Source organism: Halobacillus sp. ACCC02827 (genome assembly GCF_030291935.1).
Classification (GTDB): Bacteria; Bacillota; Bacilli; order Bacillales; family Halobacillaceae; genus Halobacillus.
The window spans coordinates 216,463-231,195 of sequence record NZ_CP128168.1 but is presented as its reverse complement, the minus strand read 5'-3'; the positions used below and the strand labels follow the sequence as shown (position 1 = coordinate 231,195).

The window sequence follows — 14,733 nt, the reverse complement described above, 5'->3', positions numbered from 1 at the left end:
AATACTTTTTTAGGAGGACGAATGAACGTGAGACGAAATAAATGGCTTGTCATGATCAGTCTGTTATTTGTACTGATTATTGTAACCGCTTGTAATAGTGACACAGAGAATGCAGAGAAGGATTCGGAACAGGAAGCAAAAGAACGTACCATGACTCATGCGATGGGGGAAACGACGATTCCTGAAAACCCGGAACGTATCCTGGCACCATATTTGGAAGATTCCTTAGTAGCTCTTGGTGAACAGCCTGTGGCTCAATGGTCTATTGGAGATTCCGTACTCGACTACTTACAGCCTGAATTAAAAGACATACCTAAAATCGGTTGGGATCTTCCGATTGAACAGACTATTGAGCAGAATCCGGACCTCATCATCTTCAGTTCCCCATCCGCACTCCAGAACGGGAGCTATGACGACTACAACAATATTGCTCCTACCTATGTGATGGAGGAAGAAACGAATGCGGACTGGCGTGCCCAGTTAACAGCAATCGGAGAAATTCTTGATAAGAAAGAGGAAGCGGAGAAGGTACTTAATGACTTCGATCAAAAAGTAGAAGATGCCAAATCTTCACTTAAAAACAGCATCGGCGACGAATCCGTTGCTTTTGTTTGGACGACAGGTGAGCAATTCTATGTCTTCGATAATACCCGGTATGCGGCGGAAATTATGTACGAAGACATGGGTATCACTCAGCCTGAATTCATAAAGAATTTACCAGAAGGAGAAGAGCAATGGAATCCGATTTCCCTGGAGAAACTCGGACAAATGGACGCTGACCATGTTTTCTTGATCGGAGCAGAAGGAGAACCAGGGCTGGAAATCCTAGAGAACAGTTCCGTCTGGCAGAACACCCCTGCTGCAAAGAGCGACCAAGTTTACCTTATGAATGAACCAAGTCATTGGACGATTGACGGTGTTATCGCTCACGAAATGACTATTGATAAAGTAGTGAATACACTAAGTAAATAACCAGTAAAAGGTGGAGCTGTTAGAAGCTCCACCTTTTTTCTTTTTCATCCTGTAAGGTATATTCTTAACCCGGAAACATTAGGCACAATGAACCACCTTTTGTCTTTTCTGAGGTTATTTTGTAAAAGATTCTAATATTGTGCAGGAAGTTCTCTATTATAGTCGAACACTATCACATGATGAACACATGAAGGGGGTTACGAAATGGCTGAAGAACAAACTAGATATTCCCGCCTGGCACAAATTACGAAGTTGATCAACACGAAGCTGGATCTGCGCGAAGTATTAGAACATGTCGTCACAGCCATCTCAGAAGAAATCATGCGATGTGACTCCGTCGGCATTTATTTACCAAGAGAAGACGGTACGTATCAAGGGTATGTCGGAAAACCGGCGCTGATCAACGGTATGACTCTCGACATGCATATCGTCGATCCGGAGCAGGACAACCTTGCTAAAGAAGTTATTGAAACAGGAAGAGCGATCTATATACCTGATACATCTAAAGATGAACGTCCAGATCAACGTGCAGTGAAAGCTTTTAAGATCAACTCCCTCCTCGTAGCACCGATCTCCTACGCAGAAGAACTCTACGGTCTTGTCTTTCTTTTCGATTATGGGACACCAATGAATTTGACAGAATCGGAGATCGAAACGGTTCAAGCCTACATTAATATGGCTGCTGTAGCCATTCGTAATGCGAACAGCCTCTCCAGGAAGGAAAGGCTGATTGCTGATAAGCAAATGCTGTTGAACGTGACCAGAGAATTATCCCACTGCTCCTCACTTCAAGAAGCACTGGATAAGTGTTTCCATTACTTGGGGGGGATACTGAATAACCCGAATATCGGCGCCCACTTCATCGATCCGGCAGCGGAACACAACCTGCAGCCGGCAAGTCTGAGTAAAGACAGTGAGTGGACTGAGGAAGATTGGAAGAACACGCACACGAGGGTGGCGTTCAACCACAGGGAAGATGCCGTATTCCAGGAAGTTATTCAAACGAAGAAATCCATTTTCATTCCGGATGTGGACAAGGATGAACGTGTCCATCATGAGATTTGCAGGCAGTTCGGGATACGTGGTCTCTATATGATCCCACTTGTCTCTCTCGGAGAGGTGCTTGGAGCGATCGCTGTCGTCGACTTGACCGAAGAGCGTGGTGTTTATTCTGCTTCTGTACGCCAATTGGCCGAGTCCATTGTTGATGCTACAGCCCCCGTCCTTTTCAACTTGATTTATATAGAAAAGCAGGAAATGATCATCCATGAACGGACCTCGGAGCTTTCCAGCAAGAACGCAGAACTGGAAGAAGCAATCACGGAACTCAGACAGCTCAGCAGGGAGAAAGATTTAATCCTGAATTCTGCCGGAGAAGGGATATTCGGTTTGAACCTGGATGGGAGAATCACCTTTGCCAACCCTTCAGCGACCAGTCTCCTCGGGTATAAGGGGGAAAAAGAAATGATTGACCTCCCCTATTCTCACATATTTGCCTGGGAAGCTTCCGGAATGGAACCTCCGGCGCAGTTTATCGAAATTTATGAAGAGAAGCGGGACCAGCTTACACAAGATCACTTCTTCTTTACGGTAAACGGAACGATTTTTCCTGTTGAGTACGTTATTAATCCACAGAAAGAGGGTCAGAAAACGGTCGGGTATGTCGTCACTTTTAAAGATGTCACGTCACGTAAGCAAATGGAAGAGAAAATTAAATACCATGCTTACTACGACAGCGTCACAAATGTTCCGAACCGCGTGCTTTTTCAAGACCGCCTCTATCAGGCATTGAGCTACGCACAATCCAACAGCCGCCCTATGGCTATTTTATTTCTCGATTTGGACCGTTTTAAGAAGATCAACGACACATTCGGACACAGCTTCGGAGATTCTGTGCTTAAAGAAGTAGCGAAACGTCTCCAGCGGGCCATCCCGAAAGAAGCCACCGTATCCAGGCAGGGCGGGGATGAATTCACCATCCTGCTTCCTGTCATAGAAGGAACGGAAGATGCAGTGATCTGTGCCCAGAAAATTCTCCGCTCTTTCGACGAACCCTTCCTTATACAAGAACAGGAAGTAGCTATGAAAACGAGCATTGGTATCAGTATTTACCCGGATAATGGGGAAAACGCGGAAACGCTGATCAAACATGCCGATGCCGCTATGTACAAAGCAAAAGGGCTGTCCGGAAATCAATTTCAGTTATTCAGCGCTGGCAGTGACACCAAAGCCATCGAGCAGATTCAATTAGAGAATGACCTCTTTAAAGCACTCCAAAGAGGCGATGAATTCGAACTTCACTACCAGCCAAAATTCGATCTCCGCACAGACCAGTTGATTGGAGCTGAAGCGCTCATACGCTGGGATCATCCAAAGCTGGGACTACTGTCTCCCAGTCAATTCATTCCGTTAGCAGAGGAAACAGGCCTCGTAACTATTCTGGGAGAATGGGTTATTGAGCAAACGTGTAAACAAATGAAGAACTGGTACGACTCCGGTCAACAGTCATTGGTCATCTCTGCCAACTTATCTCCACAGCAGATTAACCAAAAGGCCCTTGTCCCTTTTGTGGAGATGGTATTAAAAGATACCGGCCTTCCTCCTCACAACCTGGAGCTGGAGCTTACCGAAAACTTGATTATTCACAACACGGAACAAACGCTTAAAACCATAGCCGAATTGAAAAATCTCGGTGTGCAAATATCGATTGACGATTTCGGGACCGGATACTCTTCGCTCGGCTATTTAAAAGATTTCCCTGTCCACACTCTGAAAATTGATAAATCTTTCATCGATGACGTCACTACAAACCCGAACAATGCTGCTATTACTAAGACCATTATTACATTAGCAAACAGTCTTCATTTGAACGCAATTGCAGAGGGTGTGGAAAATGAAGAGCAGGCACGATTCCTGAGGGAACACGGTTGTAATTGGGTTCAGGGCTATTACTACAGCCGCCCCCTTCCGGCAGACAGATTTGAGGAAAATTTCCTTCAATTATTAAGAAATGAGGTGGATTGATATGAAAGCTGTGAAAGCCGTTATGGATTATCTCGTAAACGGTAATGTGACGCACGTGTTTGGTATACCCGCCGGTTCGGTCAACGCCTTCTTTGACGAGCTGTATGATACACCTTCCATAACTCCAGTAGTGACGAAGCACGAGGGGGCTGCTTCCTATATGGCTGCCGCCTACGCTAAATACTCCGGCTCTTTAGGCGTATGTATAGCAAGCAGCGGGCCGGGGGCAACCAACTTAGTAACAGGTGCTGCCAATGCCATGAGGGAGCACCTGCCCGTATTGTTTCTGACTGGTGCCGTCCCCGTTGATACAGTAGGTTTAAATGCGTCACAGGAATTACATGCTGATCCGATCTATCAATCCGTGACGAAGTACAGCCAGCGAGTAGACCGTGCGGAAGAACTGCTCCCTGAAATTCATAAAGCTGTGGAGATCGCCATGACCGGAGTCCCCGGGCCAGTCCACATCGCCATGCCTATCGATGTGCAGTTGGAAAGTATTGCTCCACCTTCCATCCCTTCGTTCCCGCAGCGTACAAAACTTCTTCCCCGCGATGAGTTGATTGCTGAGGCTGCTGATAAACTCGCGGATACAAAGAAAGGAATGATTTTGCTCGGGCAGGGGATAAGAGGCGCGGTTAAAGATGCTCTAGAATTAGCCGAACTTCTCCATTGGCCGTTCATCACAACGCCTCAGGCAAAAGGGTATATTCCTGACGACCATCCGCTCCATCAGGGTGTCTTCGGATTCGCCGGTCATGAGCAGGCAAGCACACTCGTCCACGATTCTGAAGTAGAAACGATTCTTATATTAGGCAGCAGTTTGGGAGAAACCGCTACAAACAATTGGAACCCACATTTGACGAGAAGCAAGTATACGATTCAGGTCGATTACGATGCGACGGTCTTTAACCGCAGATACAATGTGGACCTTCCTTTACACGGAGACCTGGATGTAACGATTTCTTCCCTGACGACCGCTTTGAAATCAGGAGATTATAATCCTGCAGAGGTTGCTGTTCCTGTTCGGGAGAAACATAGGAACGACAGAGATGAGTACAATACTCAGAATGTATTACACGCCCTCCAGGAACTACTACCCGCCTCTACAAGATTCACGATCGACATTGGCGAATTTATGTCCTATGTTATTCACCATATGCCGGTGCGGTCTGCCGACTCTTTCGATATCAACGTCCACTTCGGTGCTATGGGAAGCGGAATAGGCAGTGCCATAGGCGCCAAGCTTGCCGATCCAGACAGGCCTACGGTGAGCATTACGGGGGATGGCTGCTTCTTCATGCACGGAATGGAAATTTTGACGGCTAAGGAATACGACATTCCCGTATTATTCATCGTCATGAATAACGCCCGGCTGGGGATGGTCCACCACGGCCACGCTCTTCAGTATAAGCGGGCGCACGAACGCTTCGGCCAAAAGCCTGTCGCTATTGCGGAGATGGCTGCCTCTATGGGTATTCCAAGTGTTCGAATAGAGACGTTGGAAGATATAGATACAGAAACCATAGCGAAAATTCTCCCTGCAGACGGTCCCTCCCTTCTTGAGATTTCCTTAGTGGATGACAACATTCCGCCAATGGGTGACAGGGTGAAATTTTTGTCTTCTTTCGGGAAATAATGCCGTTTTATAAGATTGCGATTGCTTTTTAGAAGTGACCCTTCTTATGATGGAACTATCCTACCTCAGAAAAGGGTGCCTCCTATTGAAATCACTGAAACTGCTTACTGTCAGCTTTGCTGTCGGACTGTCTCTTTCCGGCTGCTCTACATTAGAGGAAGAATCAGAGACGGAACAACACACCCATGAAGAAAAAGCGATGCACGTCAACGGCGATATCCGTGAAACAACAAGTTCTGCCTCCAAGCTTCCGAATTTTTTAACAGAACAGCCCGACAACATTCAAACGATCTATGCAGCCGTACCGGCGTATCGAGGATTATTGGAATCCATGCCTTGCTACTGCGGATGTGGCGAGAGCGTCGGACATACGAGCAACTACGACTGCTTCGTCCACGCCCAAGAGGAAAACGGTTCGATAGAATGGGACAACCACGGAACGAAATGCGGTGTTTGCCTGGAGATAGCCGCCCAAGCTATCGTCGCTTCCGAAGAAGGAAAGTCTGTAAAGGAAATTCGCTCGATCATTGACGAAACCTACAACCAAGGCTACGCAGATCCAACGCCGACGCCGGATATCTAGTGCTGTCCACACTTTTCAAAGAAAAAAATCCGAACGCATCCGTGCGTTCGGATTTTTCAGGCTGTCGAGAAAGAGCGCCCGTCAATATTATAACCGTACTAGTCAGGCAATTTCCCCAAAATTCCATTCCTCTGTCATCTTTCCTTTAACAGCTTTTCTGGCTCTGTGTAATCGGGACTTAGCAGCGGAGAGGGAAATATTCAACTCTTGCGCAATCTCCCCTTCTGACATTTGCCGGGTTACATGGAGCTGAAAAACATCGCGGAGCTTCGGAGATAACAAGCTGACACGTTTCCTTATCCCCTCTTCCATTTGATGAAGGACGCAGGTATGTTCCACTTCCGAGAATGGGGATTCTTTGGAAGACTGTGTCAATGCTTCTTCCAACGGAACCACCTGTGTACGTTTCTCTTTCCGGAGGTAATCAATAGCCTTCCGATGGGCAATCGTAGCCAACCAGGCACCTGCCTTGCCTTGATCCCTGATTTCTTCCCACTTCTCATGTGCTTTCATGAAAGTCTCCTGAAGGATATCCTCCGCCGCACAAGCATCCCTGGTCACTTTCAAAGCTGTATAATAAACCCTTTGGTAAAACTGTTCATACATGTCACGGAAATCCATCCTCATGTCTCTCCCTTATTCAAAGTGTTCCTTAACAAAGTCAGGAGCTTCCGCTTCCTCCATACTTAAGTACACCTTGTTTTCCGAATCTTCCCCTTTGAGATAATAGACGAAAAGGTACCCGTTCTCTCTCCAGTTTTCGTCTGCATTCATGACAGCTTCTATTTGATCCGCACCGTTCAGGGTCATCGGAGTATATCCTTCTCCTTGAAGCGCCATTGCATAGCCTTCGAAATCGTACGTGTCATATTTATCATTTCCAAGCGGATACACTTCCACTTTATCCACCATGGATGAATCAACCATTACCTCTTCATAAAGATCTTCTTCCTTCAGCCATTCCATTGTATGTTCGTAGGAAGGATAGACACTGGTAGACAAGAAGCCTCGATTCTCCATTCCGGACACCGTAAAGTCAATATTGGTTCCAAACCCTTTCGGATCAACCATTTCTTCATAAGTAAGTCCTTCCAAGTCCTTCCGCAATGCTTCAACGAAACCACTGATTTTTTCCGGATCGTACAACCTCGGCATCTCACTGCCATTCGTTACAGGATATAGATCCACCTTCCCAATATTTGATATATCTGCTTGAAGAATTGGATAATGCATATTTTTATATTCTTCTGTTTCATACAATTCCTTCAAGCCTTCCGTAATCTCTTTTCTGTCCACGTAGTACTGGCGGAGCACTTCTTTGCCATTGTCCAGTTGATAACCGATAAAGAAGTCTTCCCCGGATTTTTCAAGAGGTTCGCTTTCTGCTATTAACGATTCATGGACAGCCCTCACCTGCTCAATGGCTTCCTTCGAACGGACAAACGAGTAATTGCTTCCTTCCCGCTGGGATTCTTCATATTGGTAGTAGCCGTTTCCGAAGTACACTTTCTCCACTTCCCCGGCACTTGGAATATAGGATTCATATCCCTTCCAAAGGAATGGAATGACAGCAATCATCACCGCGGTGATCAACGCATAGCCTGCCCAGCCTTTCGCATGCTTCCAGATAAAAATTCTCCAGGTCTTTTCAATTAACATGACGATCAATAAGTATCCGATCGTTCCTCCGATAACGAACCCTGCAATCATCCAGGAATGAGAATTCTGCGTCAGGCCAAAGTACATCCCTCCAAACAATGCGGAACAGAACATTGTGCCAAACTTAAAAACAGGGTGCAGGATCGGAGACGCCAAGGCATTGGAAGCAGCTTCCAGCGGTCGCTTTTTGTACAAATACAGGGCGGCAAAATAGAAAAAGACAGCCGCTGCTCCGTATATAAGCAAGCTCATATTGGCAACCGGCAGTTCCCCTGCGACTTCTCCTTCACCAGAAACATAATAGCTTCTCTCAAAGACAACGATGTCCAAAAGCGGTGAGAACTTATCCAGCGATTCATTAAGAATGACATTTTGTGAGAAACCCTTCACAGTTGATGACAACAGGTACGAGATGAGAGCATAAAGACCTGCCGGAAGTAAAAGGAATATGTAACTCAACACTCCCTGGACAGCAGACAATCCTGTAAGCATTCCGATGAATACCGTAACGCTGAAAAACAACAGCGTTATGACAACCATTAACAGAAGCCAGTAACCCAGATTCCCCAATGTGTAATACGCACTTACATCCGCTGCAAGAGCTGTCACAAGCAGAAGAATATAATTCAACAGAATCGGTGCAAGCAGTAAGGAGGCACCGGAAAGGATGTGATGCATAAACAATGCGGGACGTTTTACCGGGAAGCTGTGCGCAAAGTCTGCCGCTCCTCTCACTTGTATATAGCGAAATAGAAATATGGCCATCAAAACCGGAAGAAGATAAACGAAGACGACCTGGGCTTCATACAGAAAGGCTCCTTCGAACATTCCTGTGCCGTTATAGAAGTCCGGCTCCTTCTGACTCATACTCATCCACACCTGCATCGGTCCGAAAAAGAAAAGACCGAAGAAATAGACAATAGCAATCCAGCCGACGTTCCGGTAATCCTGCTTAATAATTTCCCGGTTAAACGAGGATGTTTTCAAAGGCATATCCTGCACCTCCCATTTCGTAGATGAAGATTTCTTCCAGCGTTAAAGGCAGCCGGTCATAGATGAGCGCATGCTGCGCTCTTATCGAACGCTCGACCTCTTCTTCTTTACCGCGGACGATCAATAGATTCACACTGCCGCGCTTTTCGTGATAAAGGAGATCCAATCCGATAGATGTAATGGAGGTTTCTTGATCGCGGAAGGCTACCTGGATTTTATGGACATCTTCTTTCAAATCATCTAAGTCTCTTTCCAGTAAAAGTTCCCCCTTATGCAGAATACCGACGTGATCACAGATATCTTCCACTTCTCTTAAATTATGAGAAGAGATCAGCACGGTCATCTGCCGCTCGGCAACGTCCTGAATGATCAAACTTCGTGCTCTCTGCCTCATCACTGCATCCAGACCATCGAACGGCTCATCGAGAATAAGCACATCGGGGTTCGAGGACATCGCCAGCCAAAACGCAACCTGTCGCTGCATTCCTTTGGAAAACCGGCTTATTTTCTTGTGCTCATCCAAAGGGAATACCTCTTTCAATGCTTCATATCGCTCTTCACTCCATGCCTTATACATGGACCGGTAGTAATTAGCCATCTGACGAGTCGTATACTGAGGATGAAAATACAAAGAGTCTGATAAGAACAAGACTTTCTGCTGTGTGTCCTCATTTTCAAACACCTGCTGTCCATCTATCTGTACAAGCCCGTCACTCTGCTTTAGTATTCCGGCCAAGATCCTCATCAGGGAGGTTTTTCCAGCTCCATTGGACCCTAAAAGGCCGTAAATCGATCCCTCGCCTACTTGAAAAGTAACATCGTTCAAGATCTTCTCCTTTTGAAAGGATTTATGTAAACCCTTCACATTAATCATTCTGTTCACCACCCTCTACTTCACGTAGAAGGGAGGCTATTTCTTTCGGTGTCATACCGAGATACAATGCTTCTGCAAACAGCTTCTTCAACGCTTCCTTCATCTTCCTCAACTCCTCATCGTTATTTACGTTCCGCTCCGGATGGACGAAACTTCCTTTTCCCTTTAAAGAATAAATGTAGCCCTGGGATTCTAATTCCCTGTACGCCTTCTGAATGGTATTAGGATTTATCGTCAGTTGTTGAGCAAGTTCCCGTACGGAAGGAAGCTTCTCATCTCCCTTCAGGACTCCACGGATAATCAGCTGTTTCAGCTTCTCCACCAACTGTTCATAGATCGGTTTACGGCTTCGAACATCCAATTCAAACATTTATCCACCTCCATTTCTTAGGTGTATTAACTGTATTACTACTCATAATACAGTAGTATAAAGCAGAATATGTCATTTGCAAAGTGTTTTTTTGTGAAAGGTATTATCCATGGCAAGAAAGGCCGGGCAGACGCCCATAAAAAAAGATCGTGCGGAATACCGCACGATCTTCTACTAGGAAGGAAGGTCTGAATTAGGAAGAGAGTAGAAATCCCGAACCATGTTGTAATTCCCACCCATTCTCCCTACAGGTCGGAGCTTCTCCGGGTCCACTTTATCCCCTTCCATGTACACCTCCTCCTCCACGTGGTAACCAACCAATTTCCCAAGTACTAAATGACCGGCTCCTATCGTTACAATACGGTCTAATTCACATTCCATGTGGACCGGAGACTCTTTGACCCGGGGAACGCGGACCGTTTCTCCATTTTCTGCTTCCACTTCTGCCATAATGAATTCATCGACTCCGGCATCATAACTCTTGCTGCTTTCGTGCATGGCATTAGCAAGTCGTTCCGTAACGATATTAATAATGAATTGACCTGTTTCCTTAATATTTATCAGTGTATCCTTTTCTCTTTTCCCTTCTCCAACCGAAAAACATAAAGTCACCGGATCCATAGACGCTACCGTGAAGAAACTGAAAGGCGCCAAGTTACGTCCGCCTTTGCTATTGACGGTTGATACCCAGGCAATCGGCCTTGGTACGACTGCGCCTTTAATAAGTTTGTTCATATAATGGTCCTTAAAGTCTACCTCTTTAATTAACATAATTCTTCCTCCTTGAAAAGACTTGTATAATACAATGATAAATTATATTCTAAATTTTCACACTCCTATGAATTCCTGTTATTGTTTAACAAATTAAAATAAGGGAATATATGGGTATCTATTGATATGGAGAGGAGACAAAATCTTGTTAGAGACATGGAATAGTATCAAGGCAGGAATCGCAGCCATTTCCGATTTCCTATGGACTTACCCGCTCGCGATCATCCTTATCGCCGGCGGCATTTTTCTCACTATCCGTATCCGCTTTTTTCAGTTCCGTTTTTTCGGACATATTCTTCATCAAACAATCGGACAGATTTTCAAGAAGACGAAGAAAAAGGGGACGATTACACCCTTCCAGGCATTCACTTCCGCACTCGCCTCTACGGCAGGTGCAACCAATATTGTTGGGGTACCGGTCGCGATTTCTCTCGGAGGACCCGGCGCACTGTTCTGGATGTGGGTCGTAGCTCTGATCGGAATGGCTACGAAGTACAGTGAAATCCTGATGGGAATGAAATACCGCGAAAAAAATAAAAACAACGAATGGGTAGGCGGCCCGCAATACTACATAAAGAAAGCCCTAGGATGGAAATGGGTCTCCACCGCCTTCGCCTTCTTCCTGATGATTGAGTTGATACCAAGTGCTATGGTCCAATCGAATTCGATTGCTACCCAAACGGAGGGTGCCTTTGGATGGCCGGTTTATATCACCGGTGCTGTCATGTGTGCAGCCATCGCCCTTGTAGTATTCGGCGGCATTAAGCGTATTGCCAAAGTTACGGACAAGATGGTTCCAGGTATGGTGCTGGTGTATGTAGGTATCTGTTTATATGTAATTTTTGCAAATATCGAGCAGATTCCTAACGTATTCAGCCTGATTTTCACCCATGCATTTACTCCTATTTCCGCTACCGGAGGATTCGCAGGTGCCGGAATTGCCGCAGCTCTCAGATGGGGAATTGCCCGGGGACTGTATTCCAACGAAGCAGGCCTTGGAACAGCACCAATCGCCCACGCTGCTGCTAAAACCGATCATCCATCCAAACAAGCGATGTGGGGCATGGTCAGTGTCTTCGTCGATACAATCGTTATTTGTACAATTTCGGGCTTAACCGTACTCGTAACAGGTGCATGGAGAGAAGTGGAAGGAAGCGATGCATCCAACATGATCAATGTCGCCATCGGCAGTGAATTCGGAGATGCCTTTGGAAGCAGCTTTATCAGCGTCTTCCTCATTTTCTTCGTTATTACTACGATAGGTATTCTCGTTTTCTATGGAGAGAAACAAGCGGAATATCTATACGGATTGAAAGCTGCGAAGTTTATGCGGATCGTATATATTCTCGCGGTTTTTGTCGGGGCAATCGGCGGACTGCAGTTCGTCTGGAACTTCCTGGATCTGCTTCTGGCATTTGTCCTGCTCGCCAACATCATCCCGCTGCTGTTCCTTCATAAAGAAGTGGCAGCATTAACAGACGATTACATCGACCGCGTGTATAAAAAACGCCGAAAGAAAAGAGAAGTGGAACTCTTTCACGAAGAAGACGCCAGCTGATCCTATTTCTAATAAACAAAGAAGCACCCCTTACAGGGTGCTTCTTTGTTATCTCATGAACACGTGGTTACCGATTACTGTCGTTACTTCTTTCTTACTCAAGTAATCACTTTGTGCTTTATCGGGGTTATAGAAAAAGATGGATTCGCGGTCATAACCTTGGTAATCCAACGCCTCTTCCACCGCACGCTTGGATTCTTCACCAGCAGGCTGCTCAATAGTCCCGTTCAATACCGGCGAGAACTGGTACCCATCATAGATGACGTTATACAGCGTATCCGGAAAAATATCGCTCTCGATCCGGTTCAGAACAACCGTAGCTACAGCTACCTTACCAGCATAGCTCTCCCCTTTTGCTTCTGCTTCAACAAGACGGGCCAATAAGTCTTTTTCCCCTTCGTTGAGCATCACAGGAAGCTTCAACTGCTCTCCAGGATGGATTTCGTCTCCCTTTTTATCATTCATAGCCGCCAACTGATCGGCTGAAATTCCATAATTTTGGGCAATCTTATAAATAGAATCGCCCTGCTTTACGTTATGCATTTTCACTTCGGCAGAACTCAGCTGTGGGAATGACAAAGCAAGAACGCCGACAGCGGCGATTCCAGACATCAAAACTTTCTTAAACACTATCCTTCTACCTCCTTGAATTTGATCTATTACAAGGTAACATAGAGGTCAGATGAATTCATTATTAATTCTTTCCAAGATTACCAGCCTTGTGAACCGTTGAACACTCCAGTCGAAGTCTAGGGACGGATGCTTTTGGGTAAAGAATATGGATTAGATAAAAGTAGGTGTTGTCATGTTAGATACTCACGCAAGGAAATATGTAGAACCAGTCATTAAGAAGACAGCTGAGCAGCTCATACATATGGGCCGAACCCCCAATGAAGTGACCATTGCGGCACTCGTGGCAGGCGTAGGGACAAGTGTCCTTTATGTCCTCGGGCAGCCGGTCATCGCCGTCCTTCTCTTATGGCTGTCCGGGTTTCTGGATGCCGTAGACGGAACAATGGCTCGAAGTACGAGTAGTTCGCCATTCGGCACAGTGATGGACGTAACCTTCGACCGGATTGTGGAAATCGGGATGATACTGGCTATCGCATACGTTCACCCTGAAGTCCTATGGCCGCTCCTGTTGTTAAGTGTTTCGATCATTATCTCCATGACTATCTTTCTCGTAGTTGGAGCGGTATCGGATAGATCCGGGATTAAATCATTCTACTATCAAGCAGGCTTGGCGGAGCGGACGGAAGGTTTCATCCTTTTCAGTCTCATGCTCCTCTTCCCTGACTTCCTTCTTTGGTCGACGCTCTTATTCATCGGCGTCGAACTGTTCACAGGCGGTCAACGCTTCATGGAGGCAAAAAGGATTTTAAAATAAGAAAGGAGCCGGCTTCGAAATGCCGGCTCCTTTTTTTATATTTATCGAACGTTCATTTCAGAAGGTTTCGGACCTTTACGCTCACCACGGTCCAATTTATTAATTGCGTCCATATCTTCCGCAGTCAGCTCGAAATCGAAAACATCAAAGTTCTCTTCAATTCGGGAAGGTGTAATGGACTTTGGAATAACGATCGTATCGTTCTGCAAGTGCCAGCGGATAATAACCTGCGCCGGAGTCTTACTGTGTTTCTCAGCAATGGCCTGTACGGAATCATTTTTCAGGATTTCTCCGCCCTGCATCAATGGACTCCATGCTTCCAGGTGAATGCCGTGTTGACGGCAGAAGTCTTTCAATTCGTTCTGTGCCAGGTAAGGATGGCATTCCACTTGGTTGACGGCAGGCTTCACTTCACATTCATCCAACAGACGCTGCAGATGTTCGATTTCGAAGTTACACACGCCGATCGCTTTCACTTTGCCGTCTTTTTGCAGTTGTTCCAGTGCTTTGTACGTCTCTACATATTCATCAAATTCCGGAGTCGGCCAGTGAATCAAATAAAGATCCACGTAATCAAGACCGAGTTTATCCAGGCTTGTTTCCAGTGCTTGAATCGTATTGTCATATCCTTGGTCCGTATTCCAGACCTTGGTTGTAATGAACAGCTCGTCACGGGAAACGCCGCTTTGACGAATCGCTTCGCCGACTTGCTTCTCGTTCCCATAAATGGCAGCTGTATCGATGGAACGGTAACCCGTTTCGATCGCTTTCGTAACAGCAGGTACTGCGTCATTCTCTTCTACTTGCCAAACACCAAAGCCAAGCTGCGGCATTTCAATGGTGTTATGTAACGTAACTGTTTTCATTGTCATTCTCCTTTTCTGATAAGGGTTTCATTCACGA

The 14,733-nt window shown here is 45.9% G+C and carries 13 protein-coding genes; 6 read left to right on the top strand and 7 right to left on the bottom strand.

All coding sequences use genetic code 11. The annotated features are described in order from the left end of the window. Window positions 1-21 precede the first annotated feature (21 nt). The 4 genes from QRD89_RS01315 (at window position 22) to QRD89_RS01300 (ending at window position 6,218) form a co-directional block, all read left to right on the top strand. Window positions 22-972 (top strand): iron-hydroxamate ABC transporter substrate-binding protein, encoded by a 951-nt coding sequence (locus QRD89_RS01315; RefSeq protein ID WP_008634881.1) that lies wholly within the window; start codon window positions 22-24, stop codon window positions 970-972. Window positions 973-1,176: 204 nt separating this feature from the next. Continuing rightward, window positions 1,177-3,996, top strand: coding sequence for a sensor domain-containing phosphodiesterase (locus tag QRD89_RS01310; RefSeq protein ID WP_286096138.1), 2,820 nt, complete (start codon window positions 1,177-1,179; stop codon window positions 3,994-3,996). A gap of 1 nt (window position 3,997) precedes the next feature. Continuing rightward, window positions 3,998-5,635, top strand: coding sequence for a thiamine pyrophosphate-binding protein (locus QRD89_RS01305; RefSeq protein ID WP_026578865.1), 1,638 nt, complete (start codon window positions 3,998-4,000; stop codon window positions 5,633-5,635). An 85-nt stretch (window positions 5,636-5,720) separates the two neighbouring features. Next, complete coding sequence (locus QRD89_RS01300; RefSeq protein WP_051349010.1) at window positions 5,721-6,218, top strand: PCYCGC motif-containing (lipo)protein; 498 nt, start codon at window positions 5,721-5,723, stop codon at window positions 6,216-6,218. Window positions 6,219-6,320: 102 nt separating this feature from the next. Here QRD89_RS01300 and QRD89_RS01295 read toward each other — a convergent pair whose 3' ends face one another. The 5 genes from QRD89_RS01295 to QRD89_RS01275 all read right to left on the bottom strand — a co-directional run bounded on the left by QRD89_RS01295 (window position 6,321) and on the right by QRD89_RS01275 (window position 10,885). Continuing rightward, on the bottom strand, window positions 6,321-6,839 hold the full coding sequence (locus tag QRD89_RS01295; RefSeq protein ID WP_286096136.1) for an RNA polymerase sigma factor: 519 nt from the start codon (window positions 6,837-6,839) through the stop codon (window positions 6,321-6,323). A gap of 15 nt (window positions 6,840-6,854) precedes the next feature. Beyond that, window positions 6,855-8,870: a DUF6449 domain-containing protein gene (locus tag QRD89_RS01290; protein WP_286096135.1), complete on the bottom strand. Its 2,016-nt coding sequence runs from the start codon at window positions 8,868-8,870 to the stop codon at window positions 6,855-6,857. Beyond that, window positions 8,845-9,744 (bottom strand): ABC transporter ATP-binding protein, encoded by a 900-nt coding sequence (locus QRD89_RS01285; RefSeq protein ID WP_286096134.1) that lies wholly within the window; start codon window positions 9,742-9,744, stop codon window positions 8,845-8,847. Before QRD89_RS01285 ends, QRD89_RS01290 begins: the two co-directional genes overlap by 26 nt. Further along, window positions 9,737-10,114 (bottom strand): GntR family transcriptional regulator, encoded by a 378-nt coding sequence (locus QRD89_RS01280; RefSeq protein WP_026578860.1) that lies wholly within the window; start codon window positions 10,112-10,114, stop codon window positions 9,737-9,739. The genes QRD89_RS01285 and QRD89_RS01280 overlap by 8 nt, the downstream gene beginning before the upstream one ends. Window positions 10,115-10,288: 174 nt before the next feature. Continuing rightward, window positions 10,289-10,885, bottom strand: coding sequence for a flavin reductase family protein (locus tag QRD89_RS01275; RefSeq protein ID WP_286096132.1), 597 nt, complete (start codon window positions 10,883-10,885; stop codon window positions 10,289-10,291). Between the two features lie 145 nt (window positions 10,886-11,030). On the opposite strand from QRD89_RS01275, the gene QRD89_RS01270 reads away from it, so the two are divergent. Continuing rightward, on the top strand, window positions 11,031-12,443 hold the full coding sequence (locus QRD89_RS01270; RefSeq protein ID WP_008634907.1) for an alanine/glycine:cation symporter family protein: 1,413 nt from the start codon (window positions 11,031-11,033) through the stop codon (window positions 12,441-12,443). A 48-nt stretch (window positions 12,444-12,491) separates the two neighbouring features. On the opposite strand, the gene QRD89_RS01265 is transcribed toward QRD89_RS01270, so the two are convergent. Then, the gene (locus QRD89_RS01265; RefSeq protein ID WP_008634908.1) at window positions 12,492-13,073 is read right to left on the bottom strand and encodes a cell wall hydrolase; all 582 of its coding nucleotides are present in this window, start codon (window positions 13,071-13,073) and stop codon (window positions 12,492-12,494) included. Window positions 13,074-13,248: 175 nt separating this feature from the next. Between QRD89_RS01265 and QRD89_RS01260 the strand changes: the two genes are divergently transcribed. Then, entirely contained in the window at window positions 13,249-13,830 is a 582-nt protein-coding gene (locus QRD89_RS01260; protein ID WP_026578858.1) for a CDP-alcohol phosphatidyltransferase family protein, read from the top strand. A 41-nt stretch (window positions 13,831-13,871) separates the two neighbouring features. Here QRD89_RS01260 and QRD89_RS01255 read toward each other — a convergent pair whose 3' ends face one another. Next, window positions 13,872-14,696, bottom strand: a complete 825-nt coding sequence (locus QRD89_RS01255; RefSeq protein WP_026578857.1) for an aldo/keto reductase — start codon at window positions 14,694-14,696, stop codon at window positions 13,872-13,874. Between the last annotated feature and the right edge of the window lie 37 nt (window positions 14,697-14,733).

Coding starts and splice junctions, on each gene's coding strand:
- QRD89_RS01315 (WP_008634881.1), top strand. CDS start 22: ATGAACGTGAGACGAAATAAATGGCTTGTCATGATCAGTCTGTTATTT.
- QRD89_RS01310 (WP_286096138.1), top strand. CDS start 1,177: ATGGCTGAAGAACAAACTAGATATTCCCGCCTGGCACAAATTACGAAG.
- QRD89_RS01305 (WP_026578865.1), top strand. CDS start 3,998: ATGAAAGCTGTGAAAGCCGTTATGGATTATCTCGTAAACGGTAATGTG.
- QRD89_RS01295 (WP_286096136.1), bottom strand. CDS start 6,839: ATGGATTTCCGTGACATGTATGAACAGTTTTACCAAAGGGTTTATTAT.
- QRD89_RS01290 (WP_286096135.1), bottom strand. CDS start 8,870: ATGCCTTTGAAAACATCCTCGTTTAACCGGGAAATTATTAAGCAGGAT.
- QRD89_RS01285 (WP_286096134.1), bottom strand. CDS start 9,744: ATGATTAATGTGAAGGGTTTACATAAATCCTTTCAAAAGGAGAAGATC.
- QRD89_RS01280 (WP_026578860.1), bottom strand. CDS start 10,114: ATGTTTGAATTGGATGTTCGAAGCCGTAAACCGATCTATGAACAGTTG.
- QRD89_RS01275 (WP_286096132.1), bottom strand. CDS start 10,885: ATGTTAATTAAAGAGGTAGACTTTAAGGACCATTATATGAACAAACTT.
- QRD89_RS01260 (WP_026578858.1), top strand. CDS start 13,249: ATGTTAGATACTCACGCAAGGAAATATGTAGAACCAGTCATTAAGAAG.
- QRD89_RS01255 (WP_026578857.1), bottom strand. CDS start 14,696: ATGAAAACAGTTACGTTACATAACACCATTGAAATGCCGCAGCTTGGC.